Source organism: Mucilaginibacter achroorhodeus (assembly GCF_007846095.1).
Lineage (GTDB): Bacteria > Bacteroidota > Bacteroidia > Sphingobacteriales > Sphingobacteriaceae > Mucilaginibacter > Mucilaginibacter achroorhodeus.
Window position 1 is genome coordinate 234,591 of sequence record NZ_VOEI01000002.1, and the last position, 21,126, is coordinate 255,716.

The window sequence follows — 21,126 nt, forward strand, 5'->3', positions numbered from 1 at the left end:
AACGCTCTGGTCAAATGAGCTTGACCTTCCGGACCGGAAGAAATGTGTCGGAAAGTGATCGTAAAGGGATTTCGTGTAGCGCCCGTAACAGCATTAACCTGAAAATACCAGGTTTGATCATGAGATGGTTTTTCCAACGCTCAATCTTTTAAGAGTTCTCTGGGCATGAGGTCGTCGAACGGCACCTTAAGCGCTCTGGCAAGTGAAACGATGGTTGCTAAGGTAGGGTTGCCGGTGCCGCGTTCGATCTTACCGATCTGTGAGGTCGCTATCCCGGAGATCAGCCATAACTCATATTGGGATAGCTTTTGGCTATTCCTGATTTCACGTAGCTTTCTTCCAAATAGCTTATTGATTTCCTCCGCCCGATCGTACATCGGCATCGAATTTCAGCTAATCAAAAAAAATTATTCAGCTCATATATGAGCGATTTTACTTATCTTGTCATATGAAAAAAATCGCTGTCTTAGAACGTTCCATCCACGACCTCGGATTTAGCGAAGCGTTTTGCAACACTTGCTATGAGTTGGGATTCAATACCTTGTCGCAAATCTTGGCGGAAGAAAGGTCAGCATTGATCAGGCGACCTGAGTTTAGTTTCCACTGGCTGGCAGAGTTGGTTTCCTTCCTGGAGAAGGAGGACTTGGGTTACCTTTTGCATGACCTGTCTATGGAAAGAACTTCCGGTTAAGGCGCACCAGCATTCGCTGCAGTAGGTCACGAACGCGACCGGCTGTATGCTGATCAGTGGCATAAAACTCCTTCGATAAGCTTCCTTCAGATATCAGCGATTGTTTCTTTGTACGGATATTACCGTTCACCTGACGGAATATTCGGGTAAGGGATGTTTCAAATAAAAAGCCTTCTTCATAAAACAGGCGGAGCAGGCATGCGAGGTGAGCAACCGAAGTATTCAAATGCAATTTTTCCTGCAAGGTAGCCGGCGCTTCGTGCCGCAGCGCAATTTCTTCATCCAGCCACCCTACGATCATTTCCTTTAAAGTACACCATGATGGGTCAAACGCGGCCCCCTGCCTGACCGGGATAGCCCGCAACGATGAACGCAGGCGCGCTAGATCTGCAAGATCATCACCCTTGATCGTGAGGGTCAGCGACCGGAACAGTCCGGTATGGTTAAAATTTTCTGTCACCAGATAACACAGTGTCTCTGGTTCCGTACGCGCCTTCCCGAGTCCGACTATGAAAACAGTCAGGTAACGGACCTGGCCAAAGGTCAGGGAAAGACTGTCCCAGGATCCCAGAAAAACGCTTAACCAATCCGACGGAATTGATGGTAGCGGACAATGCCAGCCTTTTAAATGTTCACCTATCCGGGCAAATTCCCGACGGATAAAGGCTGGCGGACAAAACAGGTTCTCATTCAGAAGTGACCGTCTTGAATCAAGCAGTCCGTCAATCAGCGATAAAAGCGCTTCCTGTATCTGGTCTTCCCCTTCTTTCCCGCATCGTTCCGAAAGTGAGGATAACACTTTAAGATGATCACTAAAATAACGGCGCAGGCATTCATCGCTGACATCCTGAAAAGCAGCAGCCATCCAATTTTGCTGGATGGCTGCGGTAACCTTTTCCAGGTCTCCGGGAAGAAAAGCTGACCGATCAGCGATCAATGCGCGTAATGCCTGCAGTTCGTCCCGAAGTTCCATGTTTAAAAATGGGTCGTGGTCAGCGAAAGCGTACTTGTCGGGTCGGTATCAGTTGGAAAAGCATTAACCTTTACCGGCGCAAATTTGTGTTTGGTCATTGTTTTTTTCTTTGGAAGAGCAATGGTCTTTTTCATATATTTTGTATTTTGATTTAAATTACCCAACACAAGCCTAAACCTGAAATTTTTTCTATGAACGCACGCTTTTTCCATATTAACAACAACAAAGACTCCCCGGCGTTGCTTCGCAAATTTGTGGTCCACGCTTTATGCTGGCTGATATACATCACCTATGAACTCTGTACGCTTTATTACCTCACCGGTAAACTTGAACCACCCAAGGTATACATCGTCTATTACGGTGTTAACATAGCTTTCTTTTACGGTGTAACGACAATCTTGCAATACACGTTTGACAGGAGGATCCCGCGATATTTTATCGGTTTTGCGGGCATGGCCGGTCTGCTGATCCTGTTGTTGACTGTCAAAGGACTGCTGAACCCGGAACTGCACTTTCGTCAAAACTGGCTTCATATCCGACGTGGCGAAGTGTTAACTTTTGTGATGACCGCTTTATACCGGGCCGGTTTTTTTTTCCTGCTGGCAGTTTTCTATTGGGCACCCCGTCACATGCTGTTATTCAGGGCTAAGGCAGACAGGGCTGAGAAAGCGCTGCTACGGCAACAGATCAATCCTCATCTGCTCTTAAACTCCCTGAACTTTGTGTACAGCCGGGTCATGGACACTTCCGAGGAAGCTGCGCAATGTATCGTACTGCTTTCGGAGTTATTGAGGTACAGCATGGACTATACTGCTGCTGAAGATAAAAGTTTATTGCTGGAAGAACTGAAACAAATGCAAAATCTCATGGAGATCAATCGTTATCGTTTTGGCAAACGGATGCAAATGAACATGGAATTCACAGGAGATCCCGGTGATCGCCGAATTCCCCCGCTCATCCTGTTGACCTTATTGGAAAATGTATTCAAACATGGAGACCTGACCGATCAAGATCACCCTGCGAGCGTTCGGGTCGACATGACAAACGATGGTTGTCTTTCCTTTAAAAGCCAAAATATGAAGAAGTCAAGCCTTCGTTCCGTGATCAGGAGCCATCAAGGCCTCCAGAACCTACGGGCCAGACTTTCCTTTATGTATAGCAAGGACCAATACGCGCTCAGCGTTCATGATCAGGAAAACCAGTTCGAAACTTACTTAATGATCAAATTATGAAGTTACAATGTATCGTTGTCGATGACGAACCGGCCGCGCTCGACATACTGGCCCGTTATATCCAAAGAACGCCCTACCTCGAACTAAGCGCAACTTATCTTAACCCTTTGGAAGCGCTGTCCGCCATTCCGCCGGATCTTGCTTTTGTTGACGTTGATATGCCCGGCATGAACGGATTGGAATTCGCAAAAAAATGCTCCAAAGAAACCATTATCGTCTTTACGACCTCTTTTCGAGAATATGCCGCCGACGCATATGAGCAGGCAGCAGCAGATTACTTACTTAAACCGGTCAGTCATGAACGTTTTCTTCGTTGTACCGCGAGGATCATGGAGCGGCTTCCTGCCCGTGATCCGTCACCGGCCCTTTTGATCAAGGATGCCTTGAAAGCCCAGGTCGTTCAGATTCCGGCAGACGATGTCATCCGCATCTCCGGTGCGTTGGATTATGTGGAGTTTCACCTGAATGACCGGAAGCTGATGGCCTATAAAAGCATGGATAAAGCACTTAAAGATCTTCCATCATTTTTTGTTCGCGTCCACCGCTCACACATCATCAATAGCCATCATATCAGCGGTATCAGACCGGGCTTGCTTACCATGGACGATCATACTGAGGTGCCGGTTGGCAGGAAGTACCAATCAGCATTGAAGGCTTACTTAGGAGTACGCTAAATGCATACGATCACCGGCAACGGCTGCAAGAAAAGTAAATCCAGACCGTGTTAAAACTGGCATCGGCAAACTTTACGTCGATGCAAACGACCACCACTGTAAAGGCCCCGGTCAATTCCATTTGCATATCCATCTCAAATTTGCGATCGGTCCGGTCGTAACCTTTAGCCTGATACCGAAAATTTCCCGGCTTCAATTGAGATGTAAGCGGGTAAGATTCTTCTCCACTTTTAAGATCTTTCAAAGCCCGATCACAATCAACAGGAGGCATTGCAACATCTGTATAGTTGATGTACATTTTTAGGTTGGCTAAGAGCGCTTCTTGCTGATCAGTATTCGAAGCTGAAACTGACCATATCGGGGCGGATCGACAGGAAGACCTGCTGTCTTAAGATAACAGCGTGATAAAACTGATCTCAGCAACTTTTGCCACCAGGCCATCCAACGCCCTGACTTCCCGTGCAAGCATTTCTTCAACGAGGCTCAACCCGCAGGGTCAGGCCTTTTGAGCCATTTCTGTAGAAAATACCAAAGCTCCATCTCCTTCCGGCGTTGTGTGGAAGCGAATGAACGGTTGATCTGCATGTGGCAGAGATCGGCCAGTAGTTTCCGGTCACCGTCTGCCACGAGCTTTTGAATGGTTTCGAGCAGTCTGCCGGTCTGCTTCTTTAGCGGGCGTTCCCGGAAAATAGATTCCAACGCCGGCCGCAGCTCCCGGTAATCCGCATCGAGCGCCAGGCGCTCGGTCTTCTCTGTTTTAAATTCTTCTTTAAAAGCATCTGCCCTTCTTCCAACAAAAAGCACCCTTTCCACTTTGTCAGGCAAGAAAACCTCGCACATCCGGGCGACGGTCAGCAGTGCAAAAGACATCTCCGGCAGGCCTTTGACAATTGCCGCCATCGACAATTCGCTGCCTGCAGCAAAGACGGCCTCCACCGCTTCCATACGTTTCGCGCCATAACGCTCCAGTTCACGCTCATAGGGCTCAACCTGTACGGACTTGATCAGGTCCAGGCTGCCGACCGATCCGGCACGTTGGGCGATCAGGGCGAGTAAAAGCCCGGAAGCCGGGTCCTTGCGCCTTAGACGCAATCGGATATGTGGGTCAGGGTCCGTATAGCGTATAAAGAACCACTGGTCAAAGTCATCCTTAGCCTGACGGAGGACCGGTCTGACGACATCAAGCAGCACGCGGTTTGTCATGGTCTCCTGAGCATATAATTTCAAGTAGAGCCATTGCGATCCGGGTAAAAATCGGCGTTGCAATGGAGGAGATTGGTGAGCGATCGGCGTCGTTGACCTTTTAAAAACTTCCTGATCATGTGCCAAAAAAGCCAGGTACTGGCCTGCGAGTTCCCGGTGCCCGCACATCACCGAACGACCGGGTGCCAGGTATTCTGTCAGCGTAACCTTTTCCATGTTCTGCACGAACTTTAAAAAAAACTGCGCCTCGTCCTCATCGGACAGGTCGAAAATCAGCTTCTGGTCACCGGTGCCACAACTCAGTTGCCGCGGCAGGCTCAGCCGCAACCGCAGTTCACGAAGCTCATCTATTCCGCCCGGTATTTCGCCTTGCTGCAGCCGCCATTTGGCCGGCTCCAGGATACAACGGCCATAACGTATCCTTGGGTAGGCCGGCATGCCCGGAAACAAAGCCTCCAGGTCAAAGCCCGTTGATGCCTGCCCCTGGTACTGCAGGTCGCAGAGCAAGCGAAAAATCCCTAAACCGTTATGCCGGGGGTTAAAGGCAGAGGACAGACGCGGCACCACCCGTTTTTGCAAACGCTGAGACTCTAAAATTAATTCATCGCCCCTTACCGACAACAACAGGTCGGATGGCATCAGTATATGTTCCCCGCTTTGATAGGCGCCCAGGGCTATCTCGTAATCGTAGATGCGCCTGCGCAGATTGATATGATCCACATGTCGCCCGCTCGGACAGCTGATGTCCGCGAATACCACTCCGGGGTTGGATAAAGCTTCCCGTTTCACGATGTCACGGCATATTTCCAACAGGCGGTCACTGAACAACGTGAACCGGCCGGCAAGGGCTGTTGCAGTTGCTCCACCAACGTGTTCCAGCAATAGATCGTCCCCGGTCTTCCGGAAAAGCACGGAAGCGGTCGGCGAAAAAACCTTATCAGTAGCCAAATTATTCAGATCCAGTTCGTGTAACACGATTTCCTCCTGCAGTCCCTGTTTACCTTCACGAATCCAGCGTTTCAAAAATAACCGGTGAATAGCTGTCCATTCATTTTCCGGCTGAGCGTGATCGTCCCCATAGGTCAGCCCCGCATCAGGGTCAAGTGCAAGCAGTAGCGGTACCTTGCGATCCCCGAACCGGTCGGCAAACGCTTTTCGGAAATTGATCAGAGCTGTCCGCCTGGCCGTCCCCGGAGAAAGAAGCTGTATGACCCTGACACCTGCTTCCAGTTCTTCCCGGTCGGCCTCCGAAGGTCCACCAGCCCCATCCCGCTCTAAGACGGCATAATCCGAATATCCTACTCCCTTCAACACGGCAGTATTCCTGATCAATTCACCTGCACCTTCGCTGATCAGCAGTCCCTCAGCAGTTAAAAAGCCTATATAATCTGCTGATTCCGCAGCTGTGCAACCGGTTAAGGCAGCAATTTCGGAGATAAGCTCTTCTGCCTTTAAAAATCCTTTTTCGAGCAGACCAAAAAGCCGGACCAGCAGGGGCTCAGCTGCAATGGCATCCAGGCTGAACACGTAGCGGTCTGCAGCGTTTTGATCATGCCGACGAACATAGCGAAATTCCTTACCCCGCCGGTAGAGCATCGGATTCAGCTCTAGTCGTCTATCATCCTGTTCAGGTTCAGACCACAGGAATAGTTTTCCTTCGCCCTCATCTACCTGTGCATTCCCTGTTCCGAAATCTGTCACCGTAAAGGAGGCGAAAGCGCCGAAAGGAACCGGCCGGAAAGACATACGATTATAGTACTTCATCAGGGTGAAGCGCTCTTTCTCAGTCAACAGGTCAAACACAAATCTTTTTGCTTCCAGCGCCGCGTAGAGGGCAGGGCTTGCCAGCATCACCGCACGGCGGAACACTTCTGTTCCGAGCACCGATGCAAGCCGGACAGGGGCATAACGCGAGGCGCTGTAAAAAGGCGCACGCAGTACAAGGCCCGGGAGCAGGCGGTACACGCTCACAGCCGGTCCCTCCGTAAAGGGTATACTACCCTTTTGCCACTGTTTTCGCTTTTGAATAGGGTCTTACTTTGTCTCAACATGAGAAAGCTACTGCATAACGTTGCCCCCGCTTTGCTTGTCCTGCTGTTCACATATGCGGCGGCAAGCAAGCTGATCAATCCCGTTTCCGCCAGGCATGAGATGCATAACCAGCATTTTCCACCTGAAGTTGCCGATGTACTCTGGTTGGGTGTACCGCTCTTCGAGTTAGTCGCTGCAGCAATGATGCTGCTTAATGAAAAGTGGCAGGAACGGGGCCTGCTCCTGTCATCCATCCTAATGACCGTTTTTACCGGATACATTGCGCTTGTCTTGCTGGGCTTTTGGGATCGCGTGCCCTGTTCCTGCGGCGGTGTGCTCAAGAACATGTCTTGGAAAACCCATTTCATCTTCAACCTATTTTTCCTAGCCATCAGCACGACGGCCTGGTACCAACGATATAAGGGGAAAGCCGAAAACCTTCGAAAAGAGTAGGCAAAATCAATCATTTTCAATTTTTAATCAGATGAAAAACCTGAAGTTCAAATTAGCAGCCGCCGCCCTGGTATTGGGTATCGGCAGCGCACTGGCCACCGCCAGCAATCCGTTCGCTAACAAAACATGGGGCCGCCAAAGCAACGGTGTGTATGTCGACCTGACCGGACACAGCCCGGATGAATACAACTGTACGGCTTCGAGCAGTGTTTGTACTGCTATTTACCCGGCAACCCAGAATCCTAACACCAACCCTGCTAACCCGATCAGCATCCAGCAGGGCGCCTTCAGCGGCTTGTAATCAAGCTACCTGGCCTTATGAAAGGACTGCCTTACGGGCAGTCCTTTTTTTATCTACCTTTCGTTCTGCACCAGGCCATTCAGCCGGATCTCGTCATCAGGGATCGGATAGACATACCTGGGACTACCCGCTTCCAGGCGGTACACCTGCCCGTTCGCCGTTCGCTCGATAGACAAATTCAAACGGCGTACGTCTGCCCAACGCAGGCCGCGGCCAAGCAGCTCTTTACGCCGCTCGGCCAGGACAAGCGCTAAAGCCGATGTCGGGTCTGCGGCCGCGAACGGTATAAAAGTACCCGTGCGCCAGCGCGTTACCAGTAAGCTATTCAGGTCGTCCATAGCGCCCTGCACGTTACCTGCCCTTGCGCGCGATTCTGCGCGGATCAGATACACTTCGTCCGTTGCCAGCCCGGCAAACAATGTTAATACGCCGGCGTAATTTCCACGGAAGCTGTACCTGCCGGGTGATTGCAGCCGAAAGAACAAAGTTTTCCTGAGGTCATCAGTAGCATAACTGTTATAAAGTTCCGGCACGACCCAGGTCGCTGCCGAAGGCGGATCGAATGAATACGGGAGGACCGATTCATGCCAAAGTACCTCGGCATTACCGTAGGGTAGCACTCTTGGAAAAGGCCGGGCGGCTGCCGGGTTGAGCGTATTGTAATCCAGGAGCGGCGGTTTAGCGGCCAGCACAGAATCCCCGTAACGACCTGCCAGCGTATAATCTTTCATGGTTAGCGCGATCCTTGCCCGCATCGCCCATAATGCATTCAATGTCGGCCTTGTCTTCACGGTAACGGTTTCCGGTAACAGCGTCCGCGCTAAAGCCAGGTCTTTCAGGACCTGCGCGTAAACATCGCCTAATTTTCCACGATCGACCCGTTCGGTCACGTCGGCGTGCAAACGGACCGGAATACCCGGCTGAGCAAGATTTTCCGGACTGTATGGTGCCGCGAACATTCCGGCTAACTGGTAGAAGGCGACTGCACGGAAAAACAGTGCCGTTCCGCGTATCTCACGTCCCTCGGCAGATGACTGTTGATCTGCAGGAAGCTTATTCAGGCCTTCGAGGACGATGTTTGCATAAAACACCTCCTTGTACAAATTGGCCCAATCAAAATTTGGCTCCGTACCAAATATATCTTTTGCCCAGATATAGCTATTCCTTTCCATATCCAGGTTATAGGTCTGTAGCCCCGCCTCGTCAGTAAAATAATCGCCGTCCGCCAGCGACGTCAGCTCGGGTGCGATATTAAATACCTGGTTATTATTCAACAGTAACCTGAGGTCATCCAGCGTGGTCGGTACGAGCAAGGCTTTATTTGGGCGCGTGTCCAGAAAATCCTTCTTACACCCCCAGGACATGGAGCAAAGCAGCAGCAACAGGTAAACAATTTTCTTTTTCATCAGTGATCATTAATAGGTTAAACGAATACCACCGGCCACTGTACGGGGCTGTGGAAAACCATTACCGGCATCCGGGTCTAGTTTCGCGCGGTTGGCCCGCCATAGGATGCCCAGGTTTGCCGCGTACAGATATACCTGCAGCTCCGCCCCCGGCAGGAATTTGATACGCCCTTTTGTAAATTGGTAGGACAGGTTCACGTCCTGTAAACGGATGTTGTCGCCCTTTTCCACGAGCGCCGAGGAAAAGCGATAGAAGTTATCCCGCTGGTTATCCGGAGCAGCCGGTAATGAAGGAATGACCGTATGTTGCTCGTCTCCAGGCCTTTGCCAGCGCAGCGCGTAATCCCCGTTCTGCTGTGACAAACCATAATCATTGCCATAGTATACCGAATTTCGCCGGAAGTAATAACCGAGCCGGTAAGCAATATTAAACGACAGGCTGACCGACTTATAACCGAAAGTATTTCGCAAGGCGCCGAAGGTCACCGGCCGCGAAGGTCCGTTATAGACCAGGTTCTGTGGCGTTGCGGCGGCCGCCATCGCAGCGTAATCGCTGCTGACCTGACCGTTCAGGTATCCTCTCGGGTCGCCCGTTGACGGGTCCAGTCCGGTCGAGCGGTAGCTGTAGATCGCATATAAGGGTTTCCCTTCCAGCGCATACGCACCGATATACCCGAAGTTCAGATAATCCGATGGCAGTGACTGCTGTTGATATCTGGACACTTTATCCTGTACGTAACTGAGAAAGAAAGCCGTTGACCAGTTGAAATCCCCCACGATGTTACGCGTGTTCAGGCTGATATCTAACCCCTGCCCTTTCGTACCCGCGGTATTGCCTGTAAAGACCATGATCCCGGAAGAGGACGGATAAGCTGTGCTGCCGATGAGGTCCAACCCTCGTTTATAGTAAACTTCCGCTGAGCCCGAGATCCGTCCGTCCAGCAAGGAAAAGTCGGCGCCTAAATTGACCTGGCGGTTGCGTTCCCAGCGCAGGTTGGGATTTGGCGGGTTCAGTACTTGTGCATAAGGCAGACGCGTAGACGTATTGGAACCGTCAAAGTAATAGGCCGTGGTATAAGCCGAAAGGTTTTTGTTGATGTTACCGTTATAACCAAATGTCGCCCTCAGTTTCAGGTAAGGGAGCGCCTTCACATGGTAAAAGCCTTCCCGGCTCAATTCCCAGGATAAGCCTGCTGACCACAGCGGGACGCCCTTTTGATTGGTGTTCACCCCGAACAGGTTGGAACGGTCCAGCCTTGCGCTGCCTGATAACGATATCCGCCGGTCATAAGTGTAGGCTGCATTCGTATAGTAAGAAAGGAAATGATCGGTCGCATCGCTTTCCGACAGGTTAAGCGGGATGGTATTTCCGGATGCAGGGTTATCGTAGTAGCCGAAATAAGTGATGCCATCCACAGGCTGCATCGTGGCATGGTCGGCATCATAGCCATAGACCGTGTGTTCGTTCCCTGTCACCCGGAGGCTTTGCACCTGGTAACCGGCAATGGCGTTCAATTCATTCTTACCATCCTTTCCGAATGCGCCGTCATAATTCAATTGCAGGCGCCCATCGTGATTGACCGACCGGCCTGCACCAAAATCAAGCACACCGCCCCTGGGTATGGGGAATGACAGCGTACCGCTGCCATCATCCTGCGTGTACCTGTTGATGATGTTGCGCGCAAAGAAACTTTCGGCAACCATCAGGTTTCGTGATGAACGGTTACTCTCATCATATTGGTACAGGACCTGCGCGGAAAGACCGTTCCATATTTTGTATTTTAAGCCCGTATTCAAACGGACCTCCGTTTCGCGTCGTTTGTTGTCTGCAAGCCGAAGATCAGCCAGCGGGCGGTATGACCAATCCAGCAAACCTGCACCAACAGCACTATTGACAAAACTTTCCCGCAGATCATGGGTCACCGCTAACGGGTTGCCTGCTGCATCCGCCAATTGTGCATAGGGGTAGATCGCATCCCCGTTGTTCCAGGTCAGCGGCCCGGGATTGCCCGTTGCAGTATTGACCATTGAGATATAGCCTCCGGCATTCGCTTCCAGCCGCCCCTTGAGCAGCTTCCAGGTCTCGTTGCCATTCAGGGTCAGACGCTCGAACCCGTTACCCACTGCATTGTCCAGGTTCCGGTCATAACCACCCGAAAAATAATATCGCTGCTGGTCGGTCCCGCCATCCAGGCTAAGTGCGTATTGCTGGTTGACACTGCGCCGATAAAAATAACGCGACAGGTCACGCCTGACATCTAGGGCGGACAGCCCCTTTAAGCGCAGATCCAATTCACCAGCAGAAAGCTGCCCATCGCGATTCGCGATCATCAGTTCAACGGCAGGCGACAAAGGCGCATGCGAGACGGAATTTTCCGCAGCGGCATAGTAGCCCGAGGCAAAAAGCTTTTGCTCGATACCGATAAAATCGGCTGAAGACATCCTGGGCTGGTAATACAGGTCCGGCCGTTCGCCGACATTCACGCTGGCACTTGCTGACACCCGTATCGGCCGATTATACCCTCCCTTGTTCGTTGTGATGACGATCACGCCGTTGCCGGCACGTGCCCCCCAAATGGAGGCTGCAGCCGCATCTTTGAGGACAGTAACACTGGCCACATCCGCGGGATTCAGGTTCTCGATGGGCTGGTTATAAGCGAACCCATCGACCACGATCAGCGGGTCCGCGTTGGAGAACAGTGTGTTCTGCCCGCGGATGCTGATGCGGGTGCCCAGGTTATTAAAACTTAGTCCCGGCACCACATCCCGCAAACGCCCGATGACATCCGTCGTCACGCTCCGGTGCAGCAATGCTTTATCAACCGCAACAAAAGAACCGGTTGCCCTTTCCTTGGGCAGTTCCTGGTAACCCGTCGAGACGCGCACCTCCGCAAGTTGGCCGGAAGCACTTCGCAGCACCACTTTTAAGCCGTTAGAAGGTACGCGGACGGACCGCATTGCCGACGCAAATCCTACATAGGATACGCTCAGCCGGTAATTTCCTTCAGGGGCAGGAATAACAAATTTTCCTGATGTATCCGTCAGTGTCCCATAACGCGTGCCTGCAAGAGACACGCTAGCACCCGCCAGCGACCGTCCAGCTGTGTCGGTCACGGTACCCGAAAGCGATTGTCCAAGAACACTGCCCGTCAAGATGAACAGGCAGCAGCATAAGTAAAGAAATTTCATATGGAGATCAAGGTTTAGGTATAGGATTATCCCGAACGACCAGCAGGTCGGTATCGGCATCTTTTTCTACGAATTGCAGGCCATAACCAGCCAGGGCAGTATTCAGGGATCTCGGGTCGACCATGGAGGCGTTGAGCTTCATATCCACCGGTTCGCTGTAGCCGGTTTCGTCAACCAGTGGCAGGGTGCCCTCGCCGAGGAACTGCACCTCCATCCGCTTCAGCCACCAGGACAGCGGCACATTGCGCAGGGATGCCGAGAAGGCTCCGACCTCAACTGATCGCTCACCACCCGAGGACCGCAGCTTATCCGAACCGGAAGTCCTAACCAGCACCAGGCAACGCGTCCTGACCTTCTCCACCCCTACCCGGTATTGCGGGAACAGGCGCCGCACATCTTCCTGCATCATTGTGTACGCCCCAGCCGAAAGCGATCTCGGCACCGTCAGCTCATAGCTCCAGCCATTGCCTGCCTTCAGCCAGGCCAGGAATGCCTGCCCTGAAAGCCGCGTTGTCATCAAGGCCGAATCCCGGGACAACAAACGCATCCGCGGTCCTGAGAACCAGCGACCATGATCGCTGTAGGCCATCCGGAACAACCATGTCAAAGGCGAGTTCCGCACGTTTGCCCGAAACCCGTTCAAACTGTCGGGGAGTACGATATCCATTCCCCCGCGCAAGCCTGGCACATAACCGGACAACACGGAGCGGTAGCGGATCAGCGAATCCGTCCCCCCAGCGACGGCAGCTCCATCGGAATCAAAGAGCAACTTAGAATGGTCATAGCTTACCTCAACATCTTTCTTTTCAGCCAGCATGACCGGTTCATCATTTAACAACTTTTGAATATTTGCTCCGGTGACCGCATTATTTTCGGTCACGGCCTTCAAGCGGCCGTCTGCACCGATCCATACATAATGCGGCAGCGTATGGTGCGGGAACAAACGGTGCAGCACCACATCGCCGGTCACTTCAGGCAGGTTAAAGGGCTTTACCTTTTGAAGGGCGCTCAACACCGGTGAAACTTGGGACAAAGACTGGTAGGTCACTGATAGGAACAACACCTTATTATTACCGAAGACCCGTTGTAAACTATCCATTACGGGCATCATCGAACGACAGGGCGCGCACCATGTTGCCCAGAAATCCAGTATCAGCAGTTTGCCCCGAAAGGCAGACAGCCGCACAGCTCCCCCATCCGCAATTGTTTTCCCATCCAACCGGAGGCCCCGTACACCAGAAATAAGCACATCCGGCACTTGTCCACCGATAGGCGGCGTTACATCACCACTGGGTATGTTGCCCTCTTCAATTATATTTTTATCCTGCCCTATCACCCGAAAAATCGGGCATAAGAGTAGCAGGACGATCAAAAATCTTTTCATCATCAGTTGGTTAAAGCAAAAAATCGATTAGTTTATTTCCCCTTTTTGGCCCCGCAGATCACACAGTTGGGTGCATCCGATAAACCGGAACGCAGATCCTCTACCGCTTTCACCAAAGCGTTGAGATGATCGAACAAATTAGCCAGTTCCATCTCATCATCACCCGGCACGCGATCGCCCGCAACGCGCATGAATACCTTCAACAATGCCGCATTAATCGCCTCTGAGCTATATAGCCTGTAGAACACCCGAACCGCCTGCTCCGGTGTCCGTACCGCAAAATCTTTCAGATCAACAATCGTAGCATCCATAAGAAAAGGCAACAGCTTTGCGATACACCTTAATAAAAGGCATAGCGATATCAACAATTTCAAAAATCAGATCAAAGGGAAATCAAAAGAAAACAAACGGCAGCCGAGTATTAACTATTAACTGACAGGCTGCCGTTTGCTATAGATCACGTGGGAGATTTTATAATGTTCTTATAAATTCTCTTAAAAGAAACATTAGGCGGTAAAGACCACTTCTTTAGGGAATTAAGGATAAATAAGGTAGTTATAGCAGTGTCCATCAGTCTCTTGTTAAAATTTTTTTTGAGACCTCCTAAAATGTAAAAAAGGGCTGGCAACCCACTTTGTTATTACAGCTTGGCTCTGGTAAAGCCTCCGTTTTTTCAAACGGTTCTCAGCAATAAACATAAGCGAGCACCAGCCCTACTTTTCAAAATAGGGATTGGTTGCTACACTTACCATCGCTGAGATTAAATTTACCAGATTTAGCTGCGAGGCTCGTTAACAACGCCTAAAAACGTTGCAATTATAATGAATATTTAATTTTCATTTTTACTAAAATATAAAAAATTAATGCAAAACAAAAATTTATTTGAGTTTTACATTTATTAATTGACTTTTTACATTAACAAACATTCGATTTGATGTTTCGACGGGATAGTATATTTGTTTACACCCGTTTCAAAATGGCGAAAAAGGACGAAAAAATACTTTACAACCGCATTAAATCCGAATTAGCAGACGCACAAATTAGCAACCAAGAATTAGCGAAAAAACTTGACGTAGCAGTTGAAACCGTCTCGAGCTGGTGCACAAATTCAGCTCAACCTTCAATTAAACGGCTATTTGATATTGCAAGAGTATTAGATATAAATGTTCAAAAACTTCTTGTTCCAACAAGGCCCAATCGTTTAGGGTAATATATTTAAACAGTAAGCTTATAAGCGCTAGATAATGATCGGTTGCAAGCAAATTAGTGTATTTATTTCTCTTGCTTGGAAGGCAGAGAACCCTAAAAGCAAGATACTGGATATTGTGCCAACAAGACTTCTTCTTGACCAACATAAGGAACATTGCAAATTTGCACTAAAGGCTTGAACGCATTTACCATAACATAAAAGAATTCACGCCGATTCCATAATTGATTTTTTTCCTGATTTATTTCTTAATGACAACTTCATAATTTTTAATTTTTGTAAACAAGCTTTTTTAAAAAATGTTATTTAAGTAAACAGCTAACCACAAAGAAATCAGTATTTTGTGATTAGAGAAACAAATACCAGATAAAAGCGCTTAAAGATACTGTGGCGTTGTAGCAGCAAGATGCGGCGAGTTTTGAGAATTCGCAAGGGTTATAGTAGTATTAAGTTCCGGAGGCGGTTTGCCGGCGCATTCTGTAAGGAGTGCGGATTATTGGTACTGTGGCGTGCGAAAGTTCCGCTGGCGAAAGAATGAGCGGAACGAATGCAATATCTTTTACATATTAAATTGGAACCATGTCTTCCAGTTGTTAACTCGCTTCACCCATCATCATGTGATAATGTTCCTGGTGCCGCGAATGTTCGAATATTTTTTTAAATACTTCAAAATACCTTTCTGTTTCATCACCTTGCGTGTCAATGAACAAATCATCAGGGATTGTATGCGAGCCGTCGTTGATCCAGCATAACAGCGACCGGCAGATCTGCTGATCTTCATAGTCTTTAAATTGCTGGATGATCTGATCGTCACCGAATTTTCCAAGTATTTTGAAATAGTGTTCGATTATGCGACGCATGGTATTTTGTAGAGTGAGCGGAGAACTGTGCTGGCGGTTTTGAAGTTCTTTCCATAAAAGCTGATAAGCGGTTTGAATCGGATTTTGACGACCATTGGCTTGTAATTCCGATATGTTATTATTCTTACGCAGAATCCAATAGCTGGTATCTGCGCAATCTTTGCCCCGGCCATCGATAAAGGAAACTTCTTTATGAAAGTAAGTATTGTGGGTAAGCAGGATTAATTGTTTGATCGTACCGTTGCCTTGCTTTACATTTTTGATAATTTCTTTTAAAAGAGAACTCACTACATAGAGTACATTGCTGTCTAAACTGGATATCGGATCGTCAATGACGAGTACGCGGTCTTCAGTTATAGTATGTTCGGAAAGTCCGCCTTTACAGAGTTGCAGGAAATAGAGAAAAGTAATGAAAGTGATCTCGCCTTCGCTAAGGGTTGTTTCCGCGATATCGCCATTTTCGCGTTTAATCTGGTATTTATTTTTGTCAGCTGAAGGAACTATTTCAAAATTCCGGAACCCGAAAGCTTTCAGTGTTTTATTGATTTGATTGATAGAGGGTTGAACGCTAGTTACGTTGTTACTCAAAGTTATAATCTCCTGTTTAACCGTTTGGTAATTTTGCCGCGCGGTCTTTACGGTTGTTTCGATGCCGTTAATTGCTTTTTCCAAGTTCCCTTTTTTTTCGGTGAACAATTTGATCATGGCTTGGTGTTCATCGATGAGTAGTCGCCAAATCGCATTGATTAGTTCCTGTTTCTCTCGTGCGAAATTGGCAACGATCTGGTTATGTTTGGCGACTTCCACGTTTGCCGATGTGATCAACGCAGCGATCTCCTCCAGTTGCGCTTTGACAGAGATTAGGTCAATGCTCCTGCTGGGTTCTTTGATCTTATTATTTAGCTGTTCCTGGTTTGTCAGCAATTGCGTTGAAAAGGTGTGTATATAGGCTTTGAATAAAGTAACGTCAAGTTTGGAGGTCGTGTGCTTTTCTTCTGAAGCGCTAATTTCATTCAAAATGCCTAGCAAATTCTGCGTTTTGCGCAAGTAATCTGCGGCGTGAGTGCCGACTTTTGCGGTGTCATTGACGAACGTCTCGTCGAAATAAGTTTCCAGCTGATTGCGAAAGTCTGCCTGAATAGTCGATTGCTGACAAAATGGGCAGGTTTCACCGGTCTCCTTTAAAAAGTTACGGCCTGTATTTACCCAGTCATTCATTTTCAGCCGCTGGATCAGCTTGGCGATGTCCACATCTGCTTTACCAATGATCTTTTTTTGCCAGATGTCAGCTTCTTCAAGCGTTAGTATTATAGTTGGGTCAAATGTTGGTAATATCGTGAGTGAAACCGGTGGTTGCCCGAAGATTGTTTTCGCTTTTTCTATTAGGCTGACCCGGGTTTGTAGTGCCGAAGCATTTCCTTCAAATTCATCCAGTATCTTTTTCTTGAAGTTTTCTTTGGTCATGAAACCGGCGAACCCCTCTTTGAATACCGATTCATTTTTCTTATAAATGTCAGACCATACTGTTTCCTTAAAATCATTTTCGTGAGTTGCCAGCTCAGCCGTTTTTTTGTCCCAAGTATCTTTTCGTGTTTCCCAATCTTGTTTGTGTTTCTCCCTAATTTTTACCTTGGCCTCAATTTCCTCAAGATCCGCTTTAGTGGCCTGACCTAAGGTAAAGACGCCATTGATTTCCCCTTTACCAAAATTCTTTTCCCGGAACTCTTTATTATATACCAACGTGCGTAATGGTAGACTGTTCTTCCATCCCAGGGCACATTGCGCGTAACGAGGCTGTTTGCCGTCGGTTAGAAAATTACTGATCGTGGTTTTCCCGCTGCCATTGGCGCCGTAAATGAAATTGATCTTTTTGAGGTCTATAAATTCGATACCATCTAGGTTATAAGTGGCGACCCCTCTAAGTAGAATGTTGGTGATCATTTAATGCGATTAAGGTATAATTCAAATATAAAATGAAATTCTAAATTTCGGTAACCAGACTTTTCAGCAACTTCATCATGATGTTCATCGCGATAAAATTGCAGATCAGAGGTACCCGACAAAATATGCACTCCGTTACAGTTATTTTTTCCAGAAAATCTGTTTAGTACATAAGCTGTGAGTTCGATAAAGCAGACCACATTTTAAGTTCGATCAAAAGGACGGAGTTTCTCCTTAGCATCAAATACGCCAATGTCAAATAAGCCCCCTTATAAGCTTTCCAACCAGGCTCCCCACTATATGCTTGTACGTAATATAATTCCGAACCAAGAATACCGTCCCAATTGATTTAGGGACCATTTAACCCGTGATTATTCTTTAGTAAATCGGATACTGCCGATTCGGCTTTCCTAGTATTATTGACAGCTTTATATCACACTAATTCAACTAATGTTTTCAACTCTTCCCTTTTTCCAATCTTCCGATCACATCCAGCAACTGTTCACCATATTGAAATAGCTCGTCCAGTGACTTGACCTCGTATTTGATTTCTCTCTTCGCATCATCTAGAACGACCAGATATTTCTTAGTCCCGTTAAAATATAGGCGACAAATTGTCTTACGATTATTATCATCCAGCAGTATTGCGAAATAAGACAGCGCATCCCGATAGGTTATCCGCTTTGCATCCACATGCTGCCGTAAAAGAGATTTGACAATGTAAAATCCCTCTAGTTCCTCCTCTGTGGTTACGATACCAGATTCCTGTCCTAAAGATGCCGTTACATCATCCTGTTTAACAGTTTCTGCCGCTTCCAGCTGTTTTTCCTGGTTTAAGGCGGATTTCAGTCTTTCATTGATCGCATCACTGATCAGCGAACTGAATGACCGCTTAATGATCGGGCCGAACTGTTCTTTTACCTTCGCAGTTACCTGTCCGGAATAGACCTGCCTTGCAAAGAAAGTGATAAAAACGTCCGAAGGTGCTAGCAGCTCTTTACTGATCAGGTTACGCAACTCGTTCAAATATTTTAATTCGCTGGCTGTATTAGTGATGCTATCGACATCGAAATAAGATTTGTGAAACTTTTTCAGTTCGATAATATCAGCCTCTTTGATCTCGGTAATGTTGAACTCAAAGAACGGAGAGCTGTCCATCTTGTTGGTTTCCACCAAATCCGTGTAAAATCGATAACTCAATCCATTTGTTAAAAGACCAAATTTTGCCTTTGTTGTGTGGAAATAACGGAATAGTTGAGAGTTATGCGGGTCCAGCTTTTCGAGGTGGTGCTTACATTCTACCAGGATAGCTGGTTCTCCTTCTTTCATAATCGCGTAGTCGACCTTCTCTCCTTTTTTGATGCCGATGTCCGCGATAAATTCAGGATTCACTTCAAAAGGATTGAATACATCAAAGCCCAAAACCTTGATAAAAGGCATGATAAGCGCATTCTTTGTAGCTTCCTCTGTTTTGATCTGTGGTAATAGTTTTTCGACCCGGCTAGCTAACTGCATCACCTCGTCCTTAAAGTCCATTGTCATCGGTTTAAATTTTATTTTAACAAACTTAGATGACTATGAATTGCAATATGTGCGGTAAACCGCACGTAGAAAAATTTATGAACACGAAATTAGGATTTACAGATATCGAATCAATTGACCGTCAACACCTCAACCCTTCTATTTTTTCGTCTACCTTCTTCCGTACCATTCGATGCAATCGGATTTTCAACTCCTCTGCCTTTTGCTGTCACACGACCTTCTGCCACTCCCCGTCGAATCAGCATGTTCTTGAAGGCGTCTGCCCTTTCCTGCGATATGCGCTGGTTAATCTGCAGGCTACCCTCACTGCTCGCGTAACCTAGCACAGTAATCTTAACCGAAGGATCTTTCGCGAGTTTTTTCTTTAATCCGTTTACCACTCCTCGAGTCATGCTCGCCGGTTGCACAGCGCCTGATCTGTATGATGCGGCGACAACAGCCGGTTCGACACCATGTGAAGCATTGTCCTTACTTGCAATGTCGCCCTCAACGGGATTTTCCATTTTATCTGAAACAGGACGCATCGTATCCCTTATGACTGAATCTTTCCCTACTTGCTGAACCACGGTTGGTTTATTGTTTTGATGGCTATTTGTTCCGCCGTTGTTGTTAGTAGCATACCAATACCCACCGCCAGCCAACAATAAAGCCAAGCCGAACAACCACCATTTTGTGGCTTTTGCAGGTTGATTCAATCCTGCTGAGTTTGATCCCATTTGTTTTGATAGGTCAAAATCAGTTTTCCTAACCGGTCTCGTCCGGCCATCGTTTTTATTTAAGTTAAATGACATAAATTAAGATTTAGGTGTACATATCTACTAAAGTTTGCAAGCTGCCCGTATGAGCCCTGCCCATTGCTTCGAACTCCCAGGTATTATCTACCCGGAAAAGACGTCCAAATTCTACCGCATCTTCGTTCGTGTACTGATCCTTCAGATCATAACGGAGGATCTCTTCGCCTGTACTTTCATTTACGATACGGATATAGCAGTCCTCCACCTGACCAAAATTCAGACTGAGTGTGCGCCTATCTTTCTTTGCATCATTGGGATACTTACAGATTGTACAGCAGATAATGATTTGCTCAACCTTACTGTTCACCCGACTTAGGTCTATAAACATATCCTCGTCATCATCACCATCGCTTCTGCGACCATCCGGATCATCAATCGCACCTGTGATCGCGCCATCCTCAGTCAGTGGACGGTATAGCCCTTTTTCCGTGGTATCCTCCACCTTATTTCCCATATTCACCTGACCGTAGAAAACAAAATATGAGTCCGAAGGAATTCTAAAATCTGAACCGATCGCAAACGCGGAAACGTCCAGATCGAAATCCGGTCCGTTCGGCTGGTCATTCGGGTCCCAGCCCATACCGATCTTCACCAGAGACAGCCCAGGAGCGGCCTTAGACAGTGAAAACCTATCGCCTTTACTTAAATTGAAACTTGCCATATAGATCTATTTTTTAGTTATTGATACATTTCTACTAGTGTCGCTAGACCGCCTCCGAAAGCCTGGCCTACAGCCTGAAGGTCCCACGCTTCTTCATTTTTGGTCATAGTCGCGATCAGCAAAGAATCTTCTTCAAAAAAATGCTCGTTCAGACGGTACTCACACAGTACATTTCCTGTGGCAGTGTTCAATATTCTGATGTAAGCGTTTTTTACATGTCCAAAATGATGGCCCCGCTCCTCTGCATTGTCTATGGTAACAGCGAAATACAGATATTCCACCCGGGGATCCAGCTTTGTAAGGTTCAGCAGCACCTGCTCATCATCTCCGTCACCATCACCGGCACGGCTGTCCCCCGGATAAAAAGCGGCACCATCGGGGCTTGTGGGGTTATTATAAAAGACAAAGAATTCGTCCCGGATCAGTTTACCATCACTGCCCATCATGAACAGAGAAAGATCAAGGTCGACCGAATGCCCGTTAATTGAAGCTGGATCCCAACCCAGGCCCGCGGTGAGTTCGCGTAAACCATTGCTTATCGCTGAAAGCGAAACTTGCGCATTTTTATCTAATTGTATAGCCAT

At 48.0% G+C, this 21,126-nt stretch carries 20 protein-coding genes; 6 read left to right on the forward strand and 14 right to left on the reverse strand.

Features of this window, described 5'->3' with window-relative positions; all coding sequences use genetic code 11:
- Positions 1-140: 140 nt before the first annotated feature.
- The gene (locus FPZ42_RS06980) at positions 141-383 is read right to left on the reverse strand and encodes a helix-turn-helix domain-containing protein (protein ID WP_146269779.1); all 243 of its coding nucleotides are present in this window, start codon (positions 381-383) and stop codon (positions 141-143) included.
- A gap of 170 nt (positions 384-553) precedes the next feature.
- On the opposite strand from FPZ42_RS06980, the gene FPZ42_RS19150 reads away from it, so the two are divergent.
- Positions 554-691, forward strand: coding sequence for a hypothetical protein (locus FPZ42_RS19150; RefSeq protein ID WP_186458706.1), 138 nt, complete (start codon positions 554-556; stop codon positions 689-691).
- Here the strand turns inward: FPZ42_RS19150 and FPZ42_RS06985 are convergent.
- Both FPZ42_RS06985 and FPZ42_RS19350 read right to left on the reverse strand, forming a co-directional pair.
- Positions 669-1,664: a hypothetical protein gene (locus FPZ42_RS06985; protein ID WP_146269780.1), complete on the reverse strand. Its 996-nt coding sequence runs from the start codon at positions 1,662-1,664 to the stop codon at positions 669-671. The two genes, FPZ42_RS19150 and FPZ42_RS06985, sit on opposite strands and share 23 nt — an antisense overlap.
- Before the next feature lie 2 nt (positions 1,665-1,666).
- Entirely contained in the window at positions 1,667-1,798 is a 132-nt protein-coding gene (locus FPZ42_RS19350) for a hypothetical protein (RefSeq protein ID WP_261382246.1), read from the reverse strand.
- A gap of 57 nt (positions 1,799-1,855) precedes the next feature.
- Between FPZ42_RS19350 and FPZ42_RS06990 the strand changes: the two genes are divergently transcribed.
- A complete protein-coding gene (locus FPZ42_RS06990; RefSeq protein WP_146269781.1) occupies positions 1,856-2,896 on the forward strand; it encodes a histidine kinase in 1,041 nt (346 codons plus the stop codon).
- The gene (locus FPZ42_RS06995) at positions 2,893-3,570 is read left to right on the forward strand and encodes a LytR/AlgR family response regulator transcription factor (RefSeq protein ID WP_146269782.1); all 678 of its coding nucleotides are present in this window, start codon (positions 2,893-2,895) and stop codon (positions 3,568-3,570) included. The genes FPZ42_RS06990 and FPZ42_RS06995 overlap by 4 nt, the downstream gene beginning before the upstream one ends.
- 10 nt (positions 3,571-3,580) lie before the next feature.
- Here the strand turns inward: FPZ42_RS06995 and FPZ42_RS07000 are convergent, their stop codons facing one another.
- Together FPZ42_RS07000 and FPZ42_RS07005 are read right to left on the reverse strand one after the other, a co-directional pair.
- Positions 3,581-3,868 carry a hypothetical protein gene (locus FPZ42_RS07000; RefSeq protein ID WP_146269783.1) on the reverse strand — a complete coding sequence of 96 codons (288 nt, stop codon included), beginning with the start codon at positions 3,866-3,868 and terminating at the stop codon, positions 3,581-3,583.
- A 185-nt stretch (positions 3,869-4,053) separates the two neighbouring features.
- On the reverse strand, positions 4,054-6,744 hold the full coding sequence (locus FPZ42_RS07005; RefSeq protein WP_146269784.1) for a thiopeptide-type bacteriocin biosynthesis protein: 2,691 nt from the start codon (positions 6,742-6,744) through the stop codon (positions 4,054-4,056).
- 78 nt (positions 6,745-6,822) lie between these two features.
- Between FPZ42_RS07005 and FPZ42_RS07010 the strand changes: the two genes are divergently transcribed.
- Together FPZ42_RS07010 and FPZ42_RS07015 are read left to right on the forward strand one after the other, a co-directional pair.
- Positions 6,823-7,257 (forward strand): MauE/DoxX family redox-associated membrane protein, encoded by a 435-nt coding sequence (locus tag FPZ42_RS07010; RefSeq protein ID WP_146269785.1) that lies wholly within the window; start codon positions 6,823-6,825, stop codon positions 7,255-7,257.
- A 31-nt stretch (positions 7,258-7,288) separates the two neighbouring features.
- On the forward strand, positions 7,289-7,558 hold the full coding sequence (locus FPZ42_RS07015; RefSeq protein ID WP_146269786.1) for a DUF6520 family protein: 270 nt from the start codon (positions 7,289-7,291) through the stop codon (positions 7,556-7,558).
- A gap of 53 nt (positions 7,559-7,611) precedes the next feature.
- On the opposite strand, the gene FPZ42_RS07020 is transcribed toward FPZ42_RS07015, so the two are convergent.
- From FPZ42_RS07020 to FPZ42_RS07035, 4 genes are read right to left on the reverse strand one after another with little or no spacing between them, the layout of a single operon-like run.
- Positions 7,612-8,964, reverse strand: coding sequence for a RagB/SusD family nutrient uptake outer membrane protein (locus FPZ42_RS07020; protein ID WP_146269787.1), 1,353 nt, complete (start codon positions 8,962-8,964; stop codon positions 7,612-7,614).
- 9 nt (positions 8,965-8,973) lie between these two features.
- Positions 8,974-12,153, reverse strand: coding sequence for a SusC/RagA family TonB-linked outer membrane protein (locus FPZ42_RS07025; RefSeq protein WP_186458707.1), 3,180 nt, complete (start codon positions 12,151-12,153; stop codon positions 8,974-8,976).
- 7 nt (positions 12,154-12,160) lie between these two features.
- Entirely contained in the window at positions 12,161-13,540 is a 1,380-nt protein-coding gene (locus tag FPZ42_RS07030) for a TlpA family protein disulfide reductase (protein ID WP_146269789.1), read from the reverse strand.
- 29 nt (positions 13,541-13,569) lie between these two features.
- The gene (locus tag FPZ42_RS07035; protein WP_146269790.1) at positions 13,570-13,848 is read right to left on the reverse strand and encodes a hypothetical protein; all 279 of its coding nucleotides are present in this window, start codon (positions 13,846-13,848) and stop codon (positions 13,570-13,572) included.
- A gap of 665 nt (positions 13,849-14,513) precedes the next feature.
- Here FPZ42_RS07035 and FPZ42_RS07040 point away from each other — a divergent pair.
- Positions 14,514-14,747, forward strand: a complete 234-nt coding sequence (locus tag FPZ42_RS07040; protein ID WP_146269791.1) for a helix-turn-helix transcriptional regulator — start codon at positions 14,514-14,516, stop codon at positions 14,745-14,747.
- 590 nt (positions 14,748-15,337) lie between these two features.
- On the opposite strand, the gene FPZ42_RS07045 is transcribed toward FPZ42_RS07040, so the two are convergent.
- The 5 genes from FPZ42_RS07045 to FPZ42_RS07065 form a co-directional block, all read right to left on the reverse strand.
- Complete coding sequence (locus FPZ42_RS07045) at positions 15,338-17,545, reverse strand: AAA family ATPase (protein ID WP_146269792.1); 2,208 nt, start codon at positions 17,543-17,545, stop codon at positions 15,338-15,340.
- A 456-nt stretch (positions 17,546-18,001) separates the two neighbouring features.
- The gene (locus tag FPZ42_RS07050; protein ID WP_146269793.1) at positions 18,002-19,081 is read right to left on the reverse strand and encodes a type I restriction endonuclease; all 1,080 of its coding nucleotides are present in this window, start codon (positions 19,079-19,081) and stop codon (positions 18,002-18,004) included.
- Between the two features lie 116 nt (positions 19,082-19,197).
- Complete coding sequence (locus FPZ42_RS07055; protein ID WP_146269794.1) at positions 19,198-19,878, reverse strand: OmpA family protein; 681 nt, start codon at positions 19,876-19,878, stop codon at positions 19,198-19,200.
- A 10-nt stretch (positions 19,879-19,888) separates the two neighbouring features.
- Positions 19,889-20,542 carry a TerD family protein gene (locus tag FPZ42_RS07060; RefSeq protein ID WP_146269795.1) on the reverse strand — a complete coding sequence of 218 codons (654 nt, stop codon included), beginning with the start codon at positions 20,540-20,542 and terminating at the stop codon, positions 19,889-19,891.
- 17 nt (positions 20,543-20,559) lie between these two features.
- The gene (locus tag FPZ42_RS07065) at positions 20,560-21,126 is read right to left on the reverse strand and encodes a TerD family protein (protein WP_146269796.1); all 567 of its coding nucleotides are present in this window, start codon (positions 21,124-21,126) and stop codon (positions 20,560-20,562) included.